We start from the raw sequence: 19,858 nt of genomic DNA, 5'->3' as shown, positions 1-19,858 counted from the left end.
GGGGCAAGGTTGCACATGGGTCAATTCTCGATGACAATTTCTGCAGTTGCCGGGTCAGTTCTCAGTGACAATCAACAGCAGTGTGCCCGGCGCAGGTTAATATTCGCTGAGTGATCGCCGGATCACTCCTTGGGTGCGCCTGCATTCCGGCTCGCTAAAACGACGGAAAATGTATGCGCGGCCTGTGGGCTGAGCCCGGCCAGGATCCCTGCAGCGGCGTCAGGTTTCATCCTGCCAAGAAACCCCGCAGCGAAATCTGGATCCATTTCCTCGAAGAGCGCCGCCGCGTCTTTCGACTTCATGCTCTCATAGACCTTGGTCAGCCGGTCGATATCGCTTTCTGCTGCAGTATCCGCAATGGTCAGGGTGCGGCGTAGCTTTTCTTCGGCCGCCTTCAGTTGGGCGAGTTTGCTCTCGATCTGGCGATCAGCCACCTTCAGCGCCTGCTGACGGTCAATGATCTCGCCCTCGCGTTGCGCGACCTGCGCCTCGCGCGCCTGAAAGCTCTTGAGCATATCGTGCAGGTCGTCTTCGGTCGTGCATTCGACGACGGCCACCTCACGCTCAGGAGCATCGGACGCTCGCGCCCAGGCCCGCCCCGCATCGCCGCCAATCCGCAGCACCGCAGATAAAATCAGAAGAGACGCCACCAGCGTCAACGCGCCGCGCATGGTCTTGCCCCGGCGGCGTTTCACCGCCCTACTCATTGCGACGCGCTCGTCGAATCATGGCGGCGGAATATCGGGCCCAAGGGGGTTTTCGGCTCGAGCGCAGGCGGCGGCGCAGGCGGCAGATCATGCATGGAGGCGACCATGAGTTCGAGTCGCTTGGCGACGGTTTCCGCGCGCTCCGTCAACGTCTCAAGAGCCTCTCCCGATGCGCCCGCAGTGTTACGCGCGGCTTCTAATGTCTTGGTGAGGTCATCCACCTGCATTGACAACACGGCAACAGCGCCGCCCACGCCAGTCTCGAGATCATTGAACCGGCTCAGCCGGCGTCCAAGAACATAGCAGTAAAATCCGGCGCCCAATGCGCCCGCCACTAGCAAGATATCAGCGATCAGTTCCATGTCAGGTCCTCAGTTCAGTACAAATTCCATGATGAGCAGATCGTTGATCCGCCCGTCTCCAGTGACGATTTGCAGACGGCGCAACATGTGAGCGCGAAGCCGCACCAGCGCCGCCTTGTCCGTCAGATCAGCCAGTTCAAGTGCGCGCAGATAAGAATTCAGCACATCGACAACCCGCGGCATCAAATGCTCCACCTCAGCGCGGTAGGCAGGCACGACTTCAAGCTGCGCGCGAAATCTCAGATGTTTGCCGGTTGCGCCGTCCCCCAGCGAGATCACCAGCGGCTCGATGGGCACATAGGCCACGTCAGGAATAGCACTGGCAACGGCATGATCATCCGCCTTCTCCGGTGCATGATCCCCCGCCGATTCGGGCCCCAGAATCAGTCCTGACCACACTGCGTAAAATCCCCCGCCACCACCGGCGAGTGCCAAGGCAAGCCCTATGATAATGGGCAGTTTCGACTTTTTCGTAGGCGTCTCGCCTGTATCCTCTTTGGTCTTGGCCATAATGCGAACCTCTTTGCTGTCCCCGGCAACATAACCATCAGGCACTAACCGATTGTTAAGGCTGATGAGCCAAACATGACCTCAACGTCCGGCAGAACGCGGGACATGAGGAGGCAAAGAAATTGCAGAATATCGCGACCCTTTGGACCACTCTGGATCCGCGCAAACGCATCATCATCATCCTCGCCGCCATCGCAATGTTCGCGGCTGTTCTGGGCCTGTCGCGTATGGCAACGACGCCCAGCCTGAATCTGCTTTATGCGGGCCTCGAAAGCGGCCCAGCCGGTGAGGTCGTGCGCGCCCTTGAGCAGCGCGGCGTGACATATGAGGTGCGCGGCGGCGCCATCTTCGTCGATTCGGCCCAGCGCGATACCCTGCGCATGACGCTGGCCAGCGAGGGTCTCCCCAGCAATTCCAGCCAGGGGTACGAGCTGCTCGACACGCTGTCCGGCTTCGGCACCACATCGCAAATGTTCGACGCTGCTTATTGGCGCGCCAAGGAGGGCGAACTGGCGCGCACGATCGTGGCCAATCCGGTGATCATCGCCGCACGGGTTCATATCGCGAATACCGGATCAAACCCGTTCCAACGCGATGTGCGCCCCACGGCCTCCGTAATGATTACCTCGTCCGGCAGCGATCTGCCCGCAAAACAGGCGCAGGCCCTCAAGTTTCTGGTGGCAAGCGCGGTGGCGGGGCTGACGGCGGATGACGTGTCGATCATCGACAGCAGTGGAGGCCTGATCGGCGGCGCAGAAGAAGCACCGACCAATGTCGGCGAAGACCGCTCGGATGCCCTGCGTCAACGTGTTCAGCGCTTGCTGGAGGCGCGCGTCGGCCCTGGTCACGCCGTCGTGGAGGTCAGCGTCGACACGGTCAAGACGACGGAGTTGATCCGCGAGAAAACGATTGATCCCGACAGCCGCGTTGCGATCAGTACGGATACCGAAGAGCGCACCAACTCGGCCTCCGATCAGGGTGGCGGCGACGTGACGGTCGCCTCCAATCTGCCTGATGGGGACGCGGCTGGCGGCGATAGCTCCAACAGTCAGACGAACGAAACACGCGAGCGTATCAATTATGAGGTCTCGCAGACCGAGCGCGAGATCACCCAGGCGCCGGGCGCCATCAAGCGTCTGAGCGTGGCCGTGCTGGTCAACGGCACCACCGGTCTCGACGAAAGCGGCACCGAGACATATGCGCCCCGCCCCGAGGCCGAGATGGAGGCGCTGCGCGATCTGGTCGCTTCCGCCGTCGGCTTCGACGAGGCGCGCGGCGATGTCATCACGCTAAAAACGCTCCAATTTCAGCCGTTGACCATTTCCGGAACCGCGGCCGAGCCCTCGATCTGGATGAGGATGGGCCTCGACATGATGTCTCTCATTCAGGCTGCCGTATTGGGGATCGTTGCCCTGGTCTTGGGCCTCTTCGTCATCCGCCCCATCCTCTCGCAATCGCGAGAGGCCGATAGACCTGCCCTCGAGGCCCCGCGCAGCGGAGCCCCGTCCGAGACGGCAGATCAGGCCTCCACCACCGCGCAGGCCGCCCTGACGGGCGAGATCGACACCTCGGACATGGACGAAGCCAGCCTTCCCGTTGTCTCAGGACGAGGCGCCATCGCCGCCAGCCGCGAAGCCGGCGAAGACCCGGTGGCGAAGCTGCGGAGCATGATCACCGATCGACAGGAGGAAACAGTCGAGATCCTGCGCAACTGGCTGGAAGGCGAAGAGGAGAACGCCTGATGAGCATCGCGCATCTGCTGGAAGATTTCACCACCGAGACCGGAGCGCAAAGCCTCTCGATCACCGATGTCTCGCTCGAGGACAAAAGGCTCGAGGCCTTCGAATCAGGCTACAAGGCGGGGTGGGAGGATGCCGTCAAAGCGGCCAAGGACGAGGCCGACCGGGTGTCTTCGGATTTTGCGGGCAACCTGCAGGACATTTCCTTCACCATGGCCGAGGCGCAGCGCGACCTGCTGGCGGCCTTGCGCCCCCTGATGACCGGTATGGTCAACAGCGTCCTGCCCCGGATGGCGCGCCTCACGCTGGGAGACCGCGTGATCGAGACGCTCGAAGAAATGGCCGGCAGCGTGATGGCCGGCCCCATGCGCCTCGTCACGGCACCGAACAATGCCGAGGCCCTCGAAACGCTGATCGAAGACCGGGACATCACCGATGTCACGATAGAGATCGAGCCGTCGCTGGGCGACGGGCAGGTCCACATCCGCGTGGCCGGCAGCGAGCAGGAAATCGATCTCGATGCCGTGCTGAAACAGATTGATACCGCAGTCAGCGGCTTTTTCGAAGAACACAAGAAGGAGACAGCATGATGGATGCCCCCGTCGGCGCACAGGCGCGCACAACCGAGCAGACGAACCCGTTTTCGTCCGTCCCGATCGAGATCACGATCTCTGTCGGCAAGGCGCGCCCCCTCATCCGTGACTTGCTCAAACTGGGCAAGGACGCGGTTTTGCCGCTGGACAAGAGGGTCGATGATCCGGTCGAACTTTATGTCGGAGATCGCCTTATCGCCCGCGGCGAGCTTGAGGAACTCGAAGGCGATCAGAAAGGCCAGCTGGCCGTGCGCCTTACCGAAGTCGCCGACCTTCAGGATGGCCTCGCATGATACGAGCCTTCGCGCTGGCAGCGATCGGATTGGCGCTTCTGGCCGCCCCGGCGGCTGCACAAGACATCTCACTCTCTTTGGGAGATGACGGATCCCTGTCGGCGCGCACATTGCAGCTTCTGGCGCTGATCACGGTGCTCAGCCTTGCGCCGGGCCTTGCGATCATGATCACCTGCTTTCCCTTCATGGTGACTGTGCTCGGCATCTTGCGCCAAGGCATCGGCCTGCAGCAATCGCCACCCAACATGCTTATCGTCAGCCTCGCGCTTTTCCTGACCTATTTCGTCATGGAGCCGGTCTTCATGACCGCCTGGGAGCAGGGCATCAGCCCCCTTTTGAATGAAACGATTCCCCTGGAAACCGCCGTGCCGCGCACTCTTGAGCCGTTCCGCACCTTTATGGCGGGCCGGCTCGACGGCGATACCTTCGCCGCGATGGCCGCCCTTCGTCCCGATGCAGCCGGTATCGCGCCCGGGCCCGAGGCACCCCTTTCGGTGCTTATTCCCAGCTTTCTTCTGTCCGAAATAGCCCGCGCATTTCAGATCGGGTTTCTGGTCTTCCTGCCGTTTCTCATCATCGACCTCGTCGTCGCGGCGATCCTGATGTCGATGGGCATGATGATGGTTCCTCCCGCTATCGTCTCGCTCCCGTTCAAACTGGCCTTCTTCGTGATCGCAGATGGGTGGTCCCTTATCGCAGGCAGTCTGGTGCGCGGGTATTTCTAATCGCCGGCTCCCAAAATGACCTCGGTGCGCCAAGCGTCACAACGCTCCCGCAGCCCCGCGGCGATTGGCTTGTCCGTGAACAGCATGTCGATCTCGGCCAACGGGGCAATCCGTGCCGGGGCGATGCGCTTGAATTTACCATGATCGGCGACCAGCATCCGATGCCGCGAGCGCCCAAGAATAGCCTGGCTGACACCCACCTCCTGAACGTCGAAGTCGAGGATGTCGCCATCCGGATCAATGGCCGAACAGCCTATGATACCGATATCGAACTTGAACTGATTGATCGCCGCCTTCGTGATGTCCCCGGTCAGACCACCATCGGACGGGCGCAAGCAACCGCCCGTAACGATGACCTCGCATTCGCGGTTCTGCGCCAGAATATTCGCCACGTTCATATTGTTGGTGACCACCAGGAGGTTGCGGTGGTGGATCAGCTCGGCGGCCACCGCCTCGGTGCTGGTTCCGATATTCAAAAAGATCGCGCTGGCATCGGGAATACGAGCGGCGCAGGCCCGGGCAATGGCGCGCTTGCCATCCGCGTTGATCCTGCGCCGCTCCTCATAGCCGATATTGATCGTTCCCGACGGGAGGACCGCGCCGCCATGCACCCGCTCCAGCCGGCCGGCATCAGACAGGTCCGATAAATCGCGTCGAACGGTCTGCAGGGTTACACCAAAGTGCTCTGCCAAACCTTCGACGGTCACCTTCCCATCGCGCCGGGCAAGCTCGAGAATTTCCGGGTGCCGAAAGGTTTGGGACATGAACCATCCATCAAATAAAGCAGACACGCATTTCTGCACTGTGTTGCGGCGCGCTCTTCCGGCGCTCCTGTTGGGGCAAGCCTTAACTGCCAAAGATCGCCGATACCGCCAAGCCAGCCTATCCACCCTTCAGAAAATCGCCAGTGAAAAGCGAACAAAAACGAAAATAAACCATGTTCTTTTTGCCGCGCTTTGCTAATGTGCGCACGAGGCGCATAGGCGCCGTCAGCCGGGAGTGTCGAACGTGCCGCGTGATGAAGAAATTCAGGATCTGCTGGTGATCGGCGGCGGCATCAACGGCTGCGGCGTCGCGCGAGATGCCGCGGGGCGCGGCCTTCGCGTCACGCTGGCCGAGATGTCGGACCTGGCCTCGGCGACCTCATCGTCCTCGACCAAGCTCTTCCATGGTGGATTGCGATACCTCGAATATTTCGAATTTCGCCTCGTCCGCGAAAGCCTGATCGAGCGCGAAACCCTCCTTCGCGCAATGCCGCACATTTCTTGGCCGATGCGTTTTGTCCTTCCCTATCACAAGGATATGCGGTTCGAGAGCGATACCCCGACGTCCCGCCTTCTCAACATCGTGATGCCGTGGATGAAGGGGCGCCGGCCGGCTTGGCTGATCCGGCTGGGTCTTTTCCTCTATGATCACCTTGGCGGCCGCAAGATATTACCAGGCACCACGACGCTCGATCTCGCCTCATCGGCCGAGGGGCGGCCCCTGCAGGCACGGTTTATCAAGGCCTACGAGTACTCGGATTGCTGGGTCGAGGATTCACGGCTGGTCGTGCTGAACGCTCGCGATGCGGAAGCGCGCGGCGCCACCATTCTCACCCGCACCCGCGTCGTTTCGGCACAGCAAGAGGACGGCGTCTGGGCCGTCACGCTGAAGGATGTCGACACAGGCGAGACCCGCATGATCCACGCGCGCATCATCATCAACGCGGGCGGGCCCTGGGTGGGCGAGGTAATCCGTGATACGATCCATTCGCGCAGCAAAGACGGTGTGCGGCTCGTACGCGGCAGCCACATCGTCACCCGCCGCCTTTTTGACCACGATAAATGCTATTTCTTTCAAGGCACTGACGGACGCATCATGTTCGCCATTCCCTACGAGACGGATTTCACGCTGATTGGCACCACCGATCAGGCGCACGAAGATCCAGAGGTGCCCCCCGTCTGCACCCCGGCCGAGCAGGCCTACATGATCGACTTCGTCAACGCCTATCTCAAGACCCCCATTTCCGCCGACGACATAGTCTGGAGCTATTCCGGCGTGCGCCCCCTCTATGATGATGGCGCCTCCTCCGCTACGGCCGCCACGCGGGACTATACGCTTAAAGTCGATCGCAGCGCAGGCGCGCCTGTCATCAACATTTTCGGCGGCAAGATCACGACGTATCGCCGACTCGCCGAAGGCGTACTGGATCTGGTCACGAACGAAATGGCCGGAGTGCCTTCGAAATGGACCGCTGGCGTCCCACTGCCCGGCGGGGACTTCGCGGTCGCAGATGTCGAAGGCCTGATTTCGCGGCTGATGGATGATTATCCGTTTTTGAACGACGCATGGGCCCGGCGCCTGATCCGCGCCTACGGCACCGAGGCAAAAGACATCCTTCAGAGCGCTCGCAGCACATCGGACCTTGGCGAGGATTTCGGCGCTGATCTGACCGCTGCCGAAGTGGACTGGCTTATGACGCATGAATATGCCCGCGGCGCCGAGGATATTCTGTGGCGCCGAACGAAACTGGGCCTTCGCTTAAGTGCAGCGCAAGTAGAGACGCTGCAACGATACGTTGCGCGGCGCCTACGCCATGGCGCAGAGCTGGCCCAGGCGGATCTATAACGTGCTCATTACAAGATCGTCCCGCCTAGTGCGGTTTCCTCAGTCCAAACCCTGCCTCATCTGGCCTCAATACATCGTTCAGAACCTCCAACTAGGAGCTTCGCAAAATATCCTGTAGCGTGAAAACGGCCCGGACTCCGTGACCGCCTCTTGCGACGCCCTAAAATTTGCATCGGCAACTTCGAGACACCATGACCTACATACTAGCGATCGACCAAGGCACCACCTCCAGCCGCGCCATCCTGTTCGACGAGGCACTGCAAGTGGCCGCCGTCGCCCAGGAGGAGTTTCCTCAGCATTATCCGCAATCTGGCTGGGTCGAACATGACGCCTCAGATCTGTGGTCGACCGTCGCCGGCACGTGCCGCCAAGTGATCGAACGGGCCGGTACCACGGCGGCCGATATTGCCGCCATCGGCATCACCAATCAGCGCGAAACGACACTGGTTTGGGATCGCAAGACAGGCAAGCCGATCCATAACGCGATCGTCTGGCAAGACAGGCGTACATCGGCGATCTGCGACGCTCTGCGGGAGGCTGGCCACGAGGCCATGGTCAGCGAGCGAACCGGGCTGCTCCTCGATCCCTATTTTTCCGGCACCAAGCTCAAATGGATCCTCGACAACGTCCAGGGTTCCCGCGCAAAGGCCAGGTCGGGCGATCTGCTCTTCGGCACGGTCGACAGCTATCTGATCTGGAAGGCAACGGGCGGCAGCTCGCACGTCACCGACGCCACGAATGCCGCGCGCACGCTGCTTTATGATATCCGCAAAGGCCGATGGAGCCAGACGATCTGCGATCTTCTGGACATCCCCATGAACATGCTGCCCGAGGTGCGTGACTGCTCGGCGGATTTCGGCGTCACTCGCGATGATTTGTTCGGGCGGCCGATTCCCATTTACGGCGTTGCGGGTGATCAGCAGGCCGCCACCATCGGGCAGGCTTGCTTTGAGCCCGGCATGCTGAAATCGACCTACGGAACCGGGTGCTTTGCCTTGCTGAACACTGGGTCAACACCGGTGAAGTCGAACAACCGATTGCTGACCACGATCGCTTATCAGTTGGACGGGCAGGTCACATATGCGCTTGAAGGGTCCATTTTTGTTGCTGGGGCGGTTGTCCAATGGCTGCGGGACGGCCTCAAGATGATCCGGGCCGCCAGCGAAACCCAGCCCCTGGCAGAGGCTGCGGATCCGGGCCAGAATGTCGTACTTGTCCCTGCGTTTACCGGCCTCGGGGCGCCTTATTGGAATGCCGATTGCCGCGGCGCGATTTTCGGCCTGTCGCGTAATTCCGGTCCCGCCGAGTTGGCACGCGCGGCGCTCGAGGCGGTTGGATACCAGACACGCGATCTTCTGGAGGCCATGCATCTGGACTGGAGCTGCTCGACCGACGGCGGGGGCGCGGCCGCCACGTTGCGCGTCGATGGCGGGATGAGCGCCTCGGACTGGACCATGCAATTCCTCTCGGACATCATCGGCGCTTCGGTTGACCGGCCCGCGACGCTCGAGACAACGGCAATGGGAGCCGCTTGGCTGGCGGGCGAGCGCGCAGGGCTTTATCCGGGGCAGGATGGCTTTGCCCGCATGTGGACACTGGAACGCACATTCACGCCCAAGATGCCCGAGCAGCTGCGAGATACCAAGTATCAGGCCTGGCGCCGTGCTGTCCAAGCGGCGCAGGTCTTCTGAACACGCTCCGGAAGACAAGGCTTTCCAGAAGCGCATGTCTCGAACGCCTCACCGTACGACAAACTCTGCATGAAGTGCGCCTGCCGCCTTGATGCTTTTGAGTATGTCGATCATGTCCCGCGGCGCGACGCCAAGCGCATTTAGGCCTGCGACCACCTCGGAAAGGGTCGTGCCGGGGGGCACCTCGGCCAGGCCAATGCCGGGCTCTTCATCGATTTCGGCATTGGTACGCGGTACGACGACAGTCTCACCCTCGGCAAAGGGATTGGGCTGCACGGCGATGGGGGTTTCGTCGACACGCAGAGTCAGATTGCCCTGCGAGACGGCAATCCGGCTGATCCGCACGTCCTGCCCCATTACGATCGTTCCCGAGCGCTGATCGACGACGACACGCGCCTTCGTCTCCGGCTCGACCAGCAAATTCTCGATCTGCGCCAAGGCGTGAGCCGGGGAGGGCGCACGCGTGCGCGCGATATCGAGTTGAACCGTGCCGCTATCCAGCATGACCGCCACGGCCCTGCCAAAGCTGCCGTTGATGACATTCTCGATCCGCCCGGCTGTGGTAAAATCGGGCTCCCTCAAAGCCAGCCTGAGCTGATCGAGCGAATTCAGCTCGAAAGCGATCTCACGCTCGACCCGCGCCCCTGACGGAATGGTCCCGGATGTGGGAACGCCCTGCACGACGGTCGCCGCGTCGCCCTTGGCCGCAGCTCCGCCCGCGATGATCGTTCCTTGCGCCACCGCATAAATCTGGCCGTCAGCCGCGTTGAGTGGGGTCATGACCAAGGTGCCACCAAGAAGACTGTCGGCATCACCGATGGCAGACACAGTGACATCGATTTGTCCCCCTGCACGCGCGAAGGGCGGCAGACTGGCGGTCACAAGGACGGCGGCCACGTTCTTGGGGCGAAACTGCTCGCCCGCGACGTTCACCCCGAGACGCTCGAGGATGTTCGACATGATTTCCTCGGTGAAGGGCGCGTTCCTGAGCCCGTCACCCGTCCCGTTAAGACCGACGACCAGCCCATAGCCGACCAAGTCATTGCCGCGCACACCGTCAAACTCCACAAGATCCTTGATCCGGATCGGGCTGGACGCGGCAGGCATCGAAACCGCCAGGATGATCGAAATAAAGCAGGCGAACTGGAGGATCAGATGTTTCAAAGGAAATTCACCAGGCTGAGGCGCGACGACCGCGCTGTGAGCGTATAAATCATCTCGAGCTGCAATTGCGCCTGTTCGAGGGCGCTCGCGGTTTCGAAAGGATCGACGGACAATAGATCGTTGCGGGCGATTTTCAGCGACGACTGCTCGGCTGCGTTGCGCGTCATGGATTGATCTATGCGTTCTTCGGCCGTGCCAAGATCCGCCCGCAACCCGATCAAATCGTCGATACCAACGGTCATCGCCGCCCCTGATGCGCGCATGAGGGACAGGCGTTCGCCATCACTCAGCGCCAGACTGTCATCTCCGGAGAGGGCCGCCATCACCGTGTTTTTCAAAGCCGCGCGTATCTGCAAGTCGTCAGCCCGGATCGACAGGGTGACCTCCTCGCCGTTCCCAAGGCGGTGAGGCGAAAGATCATCCGTTCCGCCAAGATAAATCATCGTCTCGAAACCGCCCCCGGCAGTATCGAAAAAATCATCCAGGGCGGTCATCACGGCGTTTGCACCTGTGGATCCCGCTACCGCGAGCCGCGCCGCATCCATGATCTGCGCCGAACTTGCAAGCGGGGAACTTCCGACAGAAGTGCCTGCGAAAACGGGACGCCCGGCGACCGTGGTGTTGAGTGCCGAGACCATGGCATTCAGAGCCTCGCTTGCGCCATGCGATATCACCTCAAGTCCGGATCCTCCGCCAATACCATACTGTATGGCCTGTCCGGCCAGATCCGTCATTTGGGTCTGCACCATTTCCAACGCGCTTTGCATCGTCGCAGCCTGTGTGGAGGCCAGAGTGCCCGCGGCACGATACGCGTCCTTCAACGCCAACTGGTTCTCCATATCCGCCAACTGCCCGAAGCTGCCGTTGAGATGCTGCGAGATGTCTGACGCCTGCCCCGAGGACAGCTCCTTGGTCAACCGCATGACGTCCGACTCGACCGACGCACTTTGGCGGCGCATCGAGATGGACTGTGCCAGTTCACCTATCGCATGAAACATCATCATCAAATTCCCAGTAGCGTTTGCATCATATCGTCGAGTGTCTGGATCATTCGCGCATTGGCGGTGTAGGCCTGCTCGATCAGCAGGAGGCGCGCGGTTTCGTCGTCGGAGTTGACCCCGTCGGCAGACAACCTCTCATCCAAGCCGGACTGGCGGACAGCGGCAAAACTGACCGCACGGTCTTCTGCCAGCGCGCTCTGGGCGAGTTGGGACACCATGCTGCCGACATGTTGCGATAGCGAACCAACAGCGCCGCCCAGATCGCCCGAGGCCATCGTGCCGCGCCCTGACAACGCATCGCTCAGTCCGTGCAGGACCGCCGCATTGGCAGAGGGGCCCGCCACTGTAGCGCTCAGACCATCGCGCAGCTTGGCGGGATCCCCGCCTTGGGCCAGATCAACCGCCGCATTCAGCGTCATCCGGCCTGCGATACCCGCCTCATTTGCCGGATCAAAACGTGCGCCCGCGTCGGTGAAAAGGCCGGCATCCGTGCTGCCGATTGTGGCATCCCAAGGCAGGTCCTGAAACCGCTCGATCATGTCGCGCGCCAGTGCATCGACCTGCCGCTGCGAGTCGACCGCCAGCGAGTCGCGCACCTCGAACAGTGCCGCAAGGCGCCCCCCCGCTAGGGGGCTGCGCATGCCTGATGGCGCGACATCCTTGCCATTCAGTTGAATCCCCGAGAGCAAACCATTGTCGAGACTCATATGCGGCTCGATAATATTCGTGCGTGTGAAGTCCAGCTTCGCGCTCGAGCTATCGACCAGGAGTGCACCGGCAGGCGTCATCAGCGCAACGGCGCCGTCGTCGCGCTGGACCTCGCGAACCGGCACCATTTCCGCCACACGGTCTATAACCACTTGCCGATGATCGAGCAGGCCAGACGCATCCGCGCCCTTGCGTTGCGCGTCCTGGATTTGGATATTGAGTTTGTGAACCTGCTCAAGATCGGCGTTCAGAGCTTTGACGGCCAGGGAAATCTCTTCTTCCGCGCGCATGCGCTGGGATTGGATATCGCCGGATATGTCGTTGAAGGCCTTGCTGACCTCCGCCGCGCGCAAGCTGACCTGCTGCAGCCGGTCGGCCGCTTCGGGTTGACTGGCGGCGGTAATGAGAGATGCCTCGAGCGCCGCGATCCGCGCCGAGAGCGAGCCTGCCTCCTCGGGCGTGCCGATGCTGGTCTGCATGCCTTGCAGGAACTGTGCGCGGGTCTGGGTATGGGCCACTTCGCTGCCTGCAAGCCGGCGATCAGATAGGACAGCACTGTCGACATGCCGCGTGATCCCGGTGACACGCACGCCGCCAAGGCCGGCATATCCGTTGGGCGACAGCTCGAGCTCCCGCCGCCCGTATCCGTCCGTTTGAATATTTGCCAGGTTGGCCGATACCACCCCCGCGGCGCGCGAGTTTGCGGCCAGACCAGACAGGGCGCTCGACAGGGCGGAGGAGATGCTCATCGGAGTGACTTTCTATCGGGATTGGAGGGCCGGACACAGGACCTGCGTCCGGGACACACGACTTATCAACGCTTGATGTTGGTTGTTTCCTGCAACATCTCGTCGACGGTCTGAATGACCTTCGCATTTGACGAATAGGCGCGCTGAGTCTGGATCATGTCGGTCAATTCGCCCGCCACGTCGGTTGCACTTTCTTCTCGGGCGAAGGCGACAACATCGCCGGTAGGGCCGTCACCCGCGTTCCAAAGGAAGAAAGAGCCGCTCTCGGGTGAGGGCATGTATGTCTGCTGATCAAGGGAGATCATACCGTTTGGATTAGGCAGATCGACCAACGGCACCTGATAGATGATCCGCGTCACTCCGGTGTCAAAGGACGCATGGACGAACCCGTTTTCATCCACCTTTGCGGAGGTCATGTTCCCAACCGGAGAACCGTCCTTCGAGGTGGACAAAGGCAGGAATTTCTCACCCAGCTGAGTCATACCATCCCGGGCACCGAGCGTGCCGATGTTGACCTCGACCGGGCCACCACTGACGTTCACGATTACTGATCCCGTAAGCGCGTCATATGCCCCTCCGGCACCGGCGGACACTACGCTGGCGAGGGTACCTCCGGCTGTCCGGGAGTCATTGAAATTCAGTGTGTACTCGCCGATGACGGCCCCGCCTTGGGCAGAATCGCGCAGCGTCATGGCCCATTCATTCGAATTGCCCGTGCCGGGAATGGTGGGAGCAAAGTCGATCTGCACGGTCTCGGGCTTGCCCAAATTGTCAAAATACTCGACGGACATCGTCTGAGGAATGCCCGCGGCCCCTGCATTTGTATCCGTGGCCGGCAGGTTGAGCCCCAGCCTGATCGAGGTCGTCGGCTCGCCTGTGACTTGATTGGCGTTGATGCGCACGGGCTCAAGCCCGTCTGCCGTATCACGCGGGAATTGTGACATCGTTCCATCGGGATTGGCAGGCCAGCCAAGCAGAACCAGGCCATTTTCTGTCTTCAGAAGGCCGTCGGCATCGGGACGGAAAGATCCCGTTGTCGTCAGCAGCATCTGCTGGCCGCCATTGTCCAGCGCCACTTCACTGGCGCGCGCCACGGGCAGCATCCCGCGACCGCGCACAGCCAGGTCCGTTGCGTTGGATGTGGTGCTGAGAGAGCCACCCTGGTCAATCAGGCGCTGCGTCGACGACCGCACGCCCCCGGCAGAATAGCTGCCGCCCGATCCGCTGATCACCATCGACTGAAAATCCGTTTCGACCCGTTTGTAGCCGTAGGTCGCCGAATTGGCGATATTGTCTGAAATCGCCGCGAGGCGGTTGGCATTGGCATTGAGCGCCGCCACGCCCGCATTGAGCGAAGAAGAGATTGTCATGGATACGCCTTTCTGCTGCATCGACCTTGATCGACGACCAGACTTACGCGCGCTCCTTTAACATCCGCCTAACAGATAAAATCCAATTCAATCCGGCCTGCATTTTGGACGACCGCCTGTTTCAGGTCGGCCGGCGCAAGAAGACCACCTCGACCCGATTGTTGCGCACGGCCATCGGATTTCGAACCACCGGGTCCCGATCTGCATGGCCTGTCACGCGCGACACCCGCTGAGGCGCGAGCCCGCTATCCATCAACAGCCCGCGCATGACCTGCGCCCTCTCGGTCGAGATATCCCAGGCCCGGTTTTCCTTTAGGACAACCGGGGCCGCGCGCAAATGCGCCTCGACGGCAACGGAATTCGTGACCATGCCGCCCACGTCCACCAGCAGATCCGCCAGCTGACGCAGCGTTGAGGTCGGGGTGGTTCCCCCCTCTTCGAAGAGAGGCGCGTTCGCGATATCGAACAGCTCGACCACCAACCCCTCATCGGTCACGCGGGTGATGATGTGCCGCTTCAACTCGGACGAAACCGTGCTTTCGCCATTGGTGCCGTTCAGGGTTTCGTCGATCTTTTGCTGCAGATCCTGCAGGTCCGCATCCACTCCCGTCTGGCCGCGCGCCATGTGCGATTCGTTGGCGCGCATCGCCGACGCGCCAAAGCCGTCGCTGGACAAGGTATCCTCGGCCATGACGCTTTCGCCGCCGAAATGCCCTTCGCCGCCGCCCGAGACGCGGCTGATCGGCACGACCGGACTGAAATAGTCGGCCAAACCCTTGCGCTGTTTTTCCGTTGTCGCGTTCAGCAGCCACATCAACAGAAAGAATGCCATCATCGCCGTGACAAAGTCCGCATACGCGACCTTCCAGGCACCACCATGATGCCCGCCACCACCGACGATTTTCTTTCTCTTGATGATGACCGGCGCCGCATTGCTTTGCGCGCTCATCTCACCACCTCTTGTCTCACCCGAGACCAGAGATATCAGCCCAGCTCTTACCGCGCCGTTAACACTTCAACTTGTAACGGTTTTGGCAGGCCAGGACGTAGGCGAGGGATCAGCGTCAGCCTTGCTCACGCTCGATATGGGCCCGCATATGCTCGGCCTCCTGCCGCGCCTCGCGCAGCCCGTCCATCGTGGCGGCCAGTTCGGCCTCGGTCTGGACCAGCTGATTGGTCAACTCCGCCTCGCGCTGCTGCAGATAGGTGATCGCCTGATCGCGCGTTTCCTCGGCCTCGTGCAATTCCTGGGCCATGCGGTCCAGTTCGCCGACATCGGAGTGGGAGACGCGGATGAATCTGTGAACCACCCAGTTGGCGAACCAGCCCAGCGCAAAGGCAACGAAGAGGATGATCGCCGTGGCGATGATAAACTCAGTTCTGTTCATCGCCCGAGCCTTCTGCCGCTTCGCCTGTCTCCGTCTCTTCCTGCCCCTCTTCTTCAAGGCTTTCAAGCCCCGAGTTCTCCGGGTCCGGCGCGGGTTCGGCCTCGATCAGCTTGAACTCGATGCGCCGGTTGGCTTCGCGGCCTTCCTCACTGTCATTTCCGGCGATGGGCTGGCTCTCGCCATAGCCCCTGGCGGTAAAGCTTGACGTCAGCACCCGGCGCGCGCGCAGCGCATCGAGGACGGCGTTGGCGCGGCTCTGGCTTAGCTCTTCGTTCATTTCCTCGCGGCCTTGGCTGTCGGTATGGCCGCCGATCTCGATCTGGATCTCGCCGCACTTGTCTAGAATATCCGCGATATCGTTCATGATGGCCGCGCCATTCCCATCGATATTGGCGGAGCCTGGCTCGAAATTGATCTTGTTCTCATCCTGAATAGCGGCGATCTGCGCCACGCATTCCTCAGGCGTCGGCAGGCCCGCCACCGGGTCGAGCGCCTCCTTGTAGTCAACGTCGATATTGAACTGCGCCGCGTCGCCGAGCTTGTCGGCCAGAAGCCCTGCAATCTGCGCGCCCGCTTCCTTGCGGCCGGTCTGTCCGGTGACGGTCAGATCGGTCGGCGTGACGACAACCGCCCCTTGCGCCAGAAACCCAAGCGCTTCCAGCCCGGTAAGCACGCGCAGCGGCCATTCCGCAGGAAGTCCCTCGACCACGCGGGCCCGGTTATAGACCGCGTCCGAGCGGAACCGCGCCTTGGCAAAGCTGTCGACCGTATCGCGCAGGCGCTGGCTGCCCAGCTTGCCGCGCAGCTGAACCAGCCCTTCGGGCGACAGGGTGGCCACGAACTCGGGGATGACCGGCGCGCCTTCGGTCTCGGGCGGGGGCAGAACGGCATGGAGGGCAAAGACATCCGGCAGATCGCTGTTCAGGCCGCCGACGATGTCGTCGAACTTGCCCTCGGGCGTTCCCTGCGCCGCAATCAGCGCGATATCCGCATCGGCGAAGGTGATGCTTCCGCCGCCCAGCTCGCCCAGCGCCTTGATGGCGATTGCGCCGGCCTTGCCCCATTCGGGCGTCGGCACGCCAAGGCCGATCGTGCAATCAGCCTCGCCTTCAAGGCCGGCCTCACGCGCGGCCTCTATAATGAGGCGCTGCGCCTCGGGCGTATCGGCTGAGCAGGCATCGAACCGGGCGACCCCGTCCTCGATCAGAAAGCGCAGCGTGAACGGCGTGATCACCGGGCGCGGCGCCGAGACGTTGACCGACACGCGCAGGCCCGACGGCACCCGGCGCTGCAGGCTTTGCTCCAGTGCGATTTTCTCTTCGGGACTGTCGGCCATTGTGATGATCGCCACCCGCCCCGCATCGACCGAGATCTTGGCGCGCGGCAGCTGGTCCAGCGCGCGCACGGCATAGCTGACGGCGGCGTTCCAGCCGCTGGCGACAGGGTAGTCGGCCGCCTCCAGAAGGTCGGTCACCTCGGCGCCATCCGCCACGTCCTGCAATTCCTCCAGAAATCCCTCGCGGTCCATCTCGGCCGGAATGAGGCCAATCAGGGAAATGCCATGATCGTTGCGCAGAATCTCGACCGAAAAGCGCGGCGGCGCGATTTCGGCGCTATCCTCGACCAGCATCTGGTCGATCACGCGCGCCGCATCCACGATCCGCCCCGCCACTGTCAGCGCCGCAAACCGCTTGGCCTCGCTGGGCGCGACGCCCGCCAGAAACACCTGCAGACCATCGGCATCCACCTCGGTCCAGGTCATGCCTTCCTTGTCCAGCTCGCTGCGCACACTGTGGCGGGCGTTGTCTTCGATCACGCGCACAGAGAACCCGGCGGCGACAAGGCAGAGGATCGCGGCAAGGAAAAACGTTCCGGCAATCGCGAATATGGAAGAAAGGCGCATGAACGGCCCGATCATTGTGAAACCTGAGCCATTGTTTATGCCTCCGCCCCCCGTAATTCAATCACACCAGCAGCGCGACGGCGAAAAACGGCAAGGGTAAAAGGCCCGCATCCCGGTTGGACCGAAAGAGGGTCAAAAGGCCCTGCATGTCCTGTGTATCAAGGCGCGTCATCTGCCATACCAGATGCAGCCCCAGCGCCCATGGCCCCAGAAGTGCGACCAATAGCGCCATCGGATCGCCGCCCTTTGCAGCCAGAATCACCGCGGCCGTCATCAGCAGCACGGCGGCCACCAGAAACCGCCGCAGCCATGTGGGCGAGCGGTCGCCAAAGAGGCGCGCGGTGGATTTCACCCCGATCAACGCGTCATCCTCGGCATCCTGATGGGCATAGATCGTGTCATAGAACAGCGTCCACGCAATGCCCGCGAGGTAGAGGATCACCGCCGGCCATTCCAGCCGCCCGGTATGCGCCGTCCAAGCCAGAAGGGCGCCCCAGTTGAACGCGGTCCCAAGGAAAACCTGCGGCCACCACGTGAACCGCTTGGCAAAGGGATAGACCGCGACAGGCGCCAGCGCGAGGATGCCAAGGCCGATGGCCATGGCCGGAAAGGTCAGCAGGATCAGAAAGGCGATCAGCGCCTGCAGCGTCAGCCAGACCAGCGCCCCCATCACGCTGACCTGCCCCGAGGGAATGGGCCGCGAGGCGGTGCGCGCGACGCTGCCGTCTATATGCCGATCAGTGATGTCGTTCCATGTGCAGCCCGCGCCTCGCATCAGGAAGGCGCCAATCGCGCAACCGCCAAAGATCCACAAATCGAACCACCGCGCCTGCCCGTCATGCAACATCGCCAGAACCAGCCCCCACCAGCAGGGCAACAGCAACAGCCACGTGCCGATGGGCCGGTCTGCCCGGCTGAGCCGCAGGTAGGGCCGCATCGGGGCGGCGGCATAGCGGTCCACCCAGTTACCGCGCACGGAGTCCGCGACAGAATCGCTCGCGGTGCCCTCTGGTCTCGTATCGCCGTCAGTCATATGGTGCGCCCCATGAATACCGCCAAGATCAGATTGTATGTAGAGCAGCCATTGGGGCCGGGGCAAACGGTTCGTCTCGGACAGGCACAGGCGCATTACCTTTTCGGGGTGATGCGACAGGGCCTCGGCGCGCCCGTGGCGCTTTTCAACGGGCAGGATGGCGAATGGCTGGCCGAGGTCAGCGAGGCAGGGAAAAAGGCCGGCGCGCTCGAGTGCCGCGAACAGACCCGCCCCCTGCGGATGCCGCCCGACCTCTGGCTGCTCTTCGCGCCGATCAAGAAGGCCCGCACCGATTTCATCGTCGAAAAGGCGGCCGAGATGGGCGCCGCGCGCATCTGCCCCGTCCAGACCGACTTCACCAATTCCGAGCGCATCCGGCAGGACCGCCTGCAGGCCCATGCCGTTGAGGCCGCCGAGCAATGCGGCGGCACCTTCGTGCCCCCCGTCGATGATCTGGCCAAGCTGGGCACGCTGCTGGACGGCTGGGATCCCGCCCGCCGCATCATGTTCTGCGACGAGGCGCTGGCAGGCGGCGGCGCGCTGGACCTACCTAAAGGCGTCGGCCCCTGGGCCATCCTCATCGGCCCCGAGGGCGGATTTTCCGAGGCCGAGCGCGCGCGTCTTGCCAGCCTTCACTACGCCCATGCCGCCCGCCTTGGGCCCCGCATCCTGCGCGCTGACACCGCCGCCGTCGCCGCACTGACCCTCTGGCAAAGCGCGATGGGCGACTGGACATGACCCGCTTCATGCGCCCCGAGGCGTTGCAATCTCTCAGCCGCTGGCAGGGCGTCCTGATCAGCCTCGGCATCATCGCCATCGGCGCTATGGTCGCGCTTGGCAGCTATGGCATCACCTTCTGGCTGGGCTGCGCCATTGCATTGCTGGGCGCCGTGTCCCTTATCGCCGCCGCGCAGCGCATGCGCTTTGCGGGTGGCGCGGGCGGGCCGGGCGTGGTGGAGATCGACGAGGGCGCGATCGGCTATTTCGGCCCGCTGGGCGGCGGGGTCATCGCGCGCTCGGAAATGACGGCGCTGGCGCTCGACCGCACGGGCAAGCCCGCGCATTGGGCGCTCAGCCAGCCGGGACAGGAGGATGTGATGATCCCGCTGACGGCCAGCGGAGCCGATGCGCTTTTCGACGTTTTCGCCGCTTTGCCGGGCATGAAGACCGAGCGGATGTTGGCCGAAATGCGGCGCAAGGATGCGGGCCGGACCCTTCTGTGGCGGCGTCCGGGCACCGAAGCACCGCATCTGCGCCTCACCTGAACTTGCGCGGCGCGGGTTGACACCCCCTCGCCCGCGCGCCACCTACT

Annotated in this window: 21 protein-coding genes; 9 read left to right on the top strand and 12 right to left on the bottom strand. The window is 62.4% G+C overall.

Annotation, left to right across the window (positions count from 1 at the left end):
* Positions 1-122: 122 nt before the first annotated feature.
* The 3 genes from ACEWPL_RS14035 to ACEWPL_RS14025 are packed head-to-tail and all read right to left on the bottom strand — an operon-like array spanning position 123 to position 1,579.
* Positions 123-707 carry a MotE family protein gene (locus tag ACEWPL_RS14035; RefSeq protein WP_393934478.1) on the bottom strand — a complete coding sequence of 195 codons (585 nt, stop codon included), beginning with the start codon at positions 705-707 and terminating at the stop codon, positions 123-125.
* Complete coding sequence (locus ACEWPL_RS14030; RefSeq protein ID WP_393934479.1) at positions 704-1,069, bottom strand: hypothetical protein; 366 nt, start codon at positions 1,067-1,069, stop codon at positions 704-706. The genes ACEWPL_RS14035 and ACEWPL_RS14030 overlap by 4 nt, the downstream gene beginning before the upstream one ends.
* Positions 1,070-1,078: 9 nt before the next feature.
* Positions 1,079-1,579 (bottom strand): flagellar basal body-associated FliL family protein, encoded by a 501-nt coding sequence (locus ACEWPL_RS14025; RefSeq protein ID WP_393934480.1) that lies wholly within the window; start codon positions 1,577-1,579, stop codon positions 1,079-1,081.
* A 122-nt stretch (positions 1,580-1,701) separates the two neighbouring features.
* Between ACEWPL_RS14025 and fliF the strand changes: the two genes are divergently transcribed.
* From fliF to fliP, 4 genes are read left to right on the top strand one after another with little or no spacing between them, the layout of a single operon-like run.
* On the top strand, positions 1,702-3,321 hold the full coding sequence (gene fliF / locus ACEWPL_RS14020) for a flagellar basal-body MS-ring/collar protein FliF (protein ID WP_393934481.1): 1,620 nt from the start codon (positions 1,702-1,704) through the stop codon (positions 3,319-3,321).
* Positions 3,321-3,908: a FliH/SctL family protein gene (locus ACEWPL_RS14015; RefSeq protein WP_393934482.1), complete on the top strand. Its 588-nt coding sequence runs from the start codon at positions 3,321-3,323 to the stop codon at positions 3,906-3,908. The genes fliF and ACEWPL_RS14015 overlap by 1 nt, the downstream gene beginning before the upstream one ends.
* Positions 3,905-4,204 carry a FliM/FliN family flagellar motor switch protein gene (locus tag ACEWPL_RS14010; protein ID WP_393934483.1) on the top strand — a complete coding sequence of 100 codons (300 nt, stop codon included), beginning with the start codon at positions 3,905-3,907 and terminating at the stop codon, positions 4,202-4,204. Before ACEWPL_RS14015 ends, ACEWPL_RS14010 begins: the two co-directional genes overlap by 4 nt.
* On the top strand, positions 4,201-4,929 hold the full coding sequence (gene fliP / locus ACEWPL_RS14005; RefSeq protein WP_393934484.1) for a flagellar type III secretion system pore protein FliP: 729 nt from the start codon (positions 4,201-4,203) through the stop codon (positions 4,927-4,929). The genes ACEWPL_RS14010 and fliP overlap by 4 nt, the downstream gene beginning before the upstream one ends.
* On the opposite strand, the gene ACEWPL_RS14000 is transcribed toward fliP, so the two are convergent.
* Entirely contained in the window at positions 4,926-5,693 is a 768-nt protein-coding gene (locus tag ACEWPL_RS14000; protein ID WP_393934485.1) for a DeoR/GlpR family DNA-binding transcription regulator, read from the bottom strand. The genes fliP and ACEWPL_RS14000 overlap by 4 nt on opposite strands.
* Here ACEWPL_RS14000 and ACEWPL_RS13995 point away from each other — a divergent pair.
* The 3 genes from ACEWPL_RS13995 (at position 5,692) to glpK (ending at position 9,230) form a co-directional block, all read left to right on the top strand.
* Positions 5,692-5,892: a hypothetical protein gene (locus ACEWPL_RS13995; protein ID WP_393934486.1), complete on the top strand. Its 201-nt coding sequence runs from the start codon at positions 5,692-5,694 to the stop codon at positions 5,890-5,892. The two genes, ACEWPL_RS14000 and ACEWPL_RS13995, sit on opposite strands and share 2 nt — an antisense overlap.
* Before the next feature lie 45 nt (positions 5,893-5,937).
* Positions 5,938-7,539, top strand: coding sequence for a glycerol-3-phosphate dehydrogenase (gene glpD / locus ACEWPL_RS13990; protein WP_393934487.1), 1,602 nt, complete (start codon positions 5,938-5,940; stop codon positions 7,537-7,539).
* 191 nt (positions 7,540-7,730) lie between these two features.
* Entirely contained in the window at positions 7,731-9,230 is a 1,500-nt protein-coding gene (glpK, locus tag ACEWPL_RS13985; protein WP_393934488.1) for a glycerol kinase GlpK, read from the top strand.
* Positions 9,231-9,278: 48 nt separating this feature from the next.
* On the opposite strand, the gene ACEWPL_RS13980 is transcribed toward glpK, so the two are convergent.
* The 8 genes from ACEWPL_RS13980 to ubiA form a co-directional block, all read right to left on the bottom strand.
* On the bottom strand, positions 9,279-10,337 hold the full coding sequence (locus ACEWPL_RS13980; protein ID WP_393934577.1) for a flagellar basal body P-ring protein FlgI: 1,059 nt from the start codon (positions 10,335-10,337) through the stop codon (positions 9,279-9,281).
* A 53-nt stretch (positions 10,338-10,390) separates the two neighbouring features.
* Positions 10,391-11,398, bottom strand: coding sequence for a flagellin (locus tag ACEWPL_RS13975; RefSeq protein WP_393934489.1), 1,008 nt, complete (start codon positions 11,396-11,398; stop codon positions 10,391-10,393).
* Positions 11,398-12,852 (bottom strand): flagellar hook-associated protein FlgK, encoded by a 1,455-nt coding sequence (gene flgK / locus ACEWPL_RS13970; protein WP_393934490.1) that lies wholly within the window; start codon positions 12,850-12,852, stop codon positions 11,398-11,400. The genes ACEWPL_RS13975 and flgK overlap by 1 nt, the downstream gene beginning before the upstream one ends.
* Positions 12,853-12,917: 65 nt before the next feature.
* Positions 12,918-14,222 carry a flagellar hook protein FlgE gene (locus ACEWPL_RS13965; protein WP_393934491.1) on the bottom strand — a complete coding sequence of 435 codons (1,305 nt, stop codon included), beginning with the start codon at positions 14,220-14,222 and terminating at the stop codon, positions 12,918-12,920.
* 121 nt (positions 14,223-14,343) lie between these two features.
* Positions 14,344-15,171, bottom strand: coding sequence for a flagellar motor protein MotB (locus ACEWPL_RS13960; protein WP_393934492.1), 828 nt, complete (start codon positions 15,169-15,171; stop codon positions 14,344-14,346).
* A 115-nt stretch (positions 15,172-15,286) separates the two neighbouring features.
* Positions 15,287-15,610: a hypothetical protein gene (locus ACEWPL_RS13955; protein WP_393934493.1), complete on the bottom strand. Its 324-nt coding sequence runs from the start codon at positions 15,608-15,610 to the stop codon at positions 15,287-15,289.
* Positions 15,597-17,513 (bottom strand): OmpA family protein, encoded by a 1,917-nt coding sequence (locus ACEWPL_RS13950; protein WP_393934494.1) that lies wholly within the window; start codon positions 17,511-17,513, stop codon positions 15,597-15,599. Before ACEWPL_RS13950 ends, ACEWPL_RS13955 begins: the two co-directional genes overlap by 14 nt.
* Before the next feature lie 61 nt (positions 17,514-17,574).
* Entirely contained in the window at positions 17,575-18,546 is a 972-nt protein-coding gene (ubiA, locus tag ACEWPL_RS13945) for a 4-hydroxybenzoate octaprenyltransferase (RefSeq protein WP_393934495.1), read from the bottom strand.
* 12 nt (positions 18,547-18,558) lie between these two features.
* Between ubiA and ACEWPL_RS13940 the strand changes: the two genes are divergently transcribed.
* Both ACEWPL_RS13940 and ACEWPL_RS13935 read left to right on the top strand, forming a co-directional pair.
* Positions 18,559-19,284: a 16S rRNA (uracil(1498)-N(3))-methyltransferase gene (locus ACEWPL_RS13940; RefSeq protein WP_393934496.1), complete on the top strand. Its 726-nt coding sequence runs from the start codon at positions 18,559-18,561 to the stop codon at positions 19,282-19,284.
* Positions 19,281-19,811, top strand: a complete 531-nt coding sequence (locus ACEWPL_RS13935) for a hypothetical protein (protein WP_393934497.1) — start codon at positions 19,281-19,283, stop codon at positions 19,809-19,811. The genes ACEWPL_RS13940 and ACEWPL_RS13935 overlap by 4 nt, the downstream gene beginning before the upstream one ends.
* The last annotated feature ends 47 nt before the right edge of the window (positions 19,812-19,858 follow it).

The sequence above is a fragment of the Roseovarius roseus genome (assembly GCF_043355935.2).
GTDB classification, from domain to species: domain Bacteria; phylum Pseudomonadota; class Alphaproteobacteria; order Rhodobacterales; family Rhodobacteraceae; genus Roseovarius; species Roseovarius roseus.
This window is presented reverse-complemented; position numbering and strand designations above follow the sequence as displayed.

What these genes read in the sequence shown, in the direction of transcription:
- ACEWPL_RS14035 (WP_393934478.1), bottom strand. Translation starts at nt 707, where the DNA reads ATGAGTAGGGCGGTGAAACGCCGCCGGGGCAAGACCATGCGCGGCGCG.
- ACEWPL_RS14030 (WP_393934479.1), bottom strand. Translation starts at nt 1,069, where the DNA reads ATGGAACTGATCGCTGATATCTTGCTAGTGGCGGGCGCATTGGGCGCC.
- ACEWPL_RS14025 (WP_393934480.1), bottom strand. Translation starts at nt 1,579, where the DNA reads ATGGCCAAGACCAAAGAGGATACAGGCGAGACGCCTACGAAAAAGTCG.
- ACEWPL_RS14015 (WP_393934482.1), top strand. Translation starts at nt 3,321, where the DNA reads ATGAGCATCGCGCATCTGCTGGAAGATTTCACCACCGAGACCGGAGCG.
- ACEWPL_RS14010 (WP_393934483.1), top strand. Translation starts at nt 3,905, where the DNA reads ATGATGGATGCCCCCGTCGGCGCACAGGCGCGCACAACCGAGCAGACG.
- fliP (WP_393934484.1), top strand. Translation starts at nt 4,201, where the DNA reads ATGATACGAGCCTTCGCGCTGGCAGCGATCGGATTGGCGCTTCTGGCC.
- ACEWPL_RS13995 (WP_393934486.1), top strand. Translation starts at nt 5,692, where the DNA reads ATGAACCATCCATCAAATAAAGCAGACACGCATTTCTGCACTGTGTTG.
- ACEWPL_RS14000 (WP_393934485.1), bottom strand. Translation starts at nt 5,693, where the DNA reads ATGTCCCAAACCTTTCGGCACCCGGAAATTCTCGAGCTTGCCCGGCGC.
- glpK (WP_393934488.1), top strand. Translation starts at nt 7,731, where the DNA reads ATGACCTACATACTAGCGATCGACCAAGGCACCACCTCCAGCCGCGCC.
- ACEWPL_RS13980 (WP_393934577.1), bottom strand. Translation starts at nt 10,337, where the DNA reads ATGCCTGCCGCGTCCAGCCCGATCCGGATCAAGGATCTTGTGGAGTTT.
- ACEWPL_RS13975 (WP_393934489.1), bottom strand. Translation starts at nt 11,398, where the DNA reads ATGATGATGTTTCATGCGATAGGTGAACTGGCACAGTCCATCTCGATG.
- flgK (WP_393934490.1), bottom strand. Translation starts at nt 12,852, where the DNA reads ATGAGCATCTCCTCCGCCCTGTCGAGCGCCCTGTCTGGTCTGGCCGCA.
- ACEWPL_RS13965 (WP_393934491.1), bottom strand. Translation starts at nt 14,222, where the DNA reads ATGACAATCTCTTCTTCGCTCAATGCGGGCGTGGCGGCGCTCAATGCC.
- ACEWPL_RS13960 (WP_393934492.1), bottom strand. Translation starts at nt 15,171, where the DNA reads ATGAGCGCGCAAAGCAATGCGGCGCCGGTCATCATCAAGAGAAAGAAA.
- ACEWPL_RS13955 (WP_393934493.1), bottom strand. Translation starts at nt 15,610, where the DNA reads ATGAACAGAACTGAGTTTATCATCGCCACGGCGATCATCCTCTTCGTT.
- ACEWPL_RS13950 (WP_393934494.1), bottom strand. Translation starts at nt 17,513, where the DNA reads ATGCGCCTTTCTTCCATATTCGCGATTGCCGGAACGTTTTTCCTTGCC.
- ubiA (WP_393934495.1), bottom strand. Translation starts at nt 18,546, where the DNA reads ATGACTGACGGCGATACGAGACCAGAGGGCACCGCGAGCGATTCTGTC.
- ACEWPL_RS13940 (WP_393934496.1), top strand. Translation starts at nt 18,559, where the DNA reads ATGAATACCGCCAAGATCAGATTGTATGTAGAGCAGCCATTGGGGCCG.
- ACEWPL_RS13935 (WP_393934497.1), top strand. Translation starts at nt 19,281, where the DNA reads ATGACCCGCTTCATGCGCCCCGAGGCGTTGCAATCTCTCAGCCGCTGG.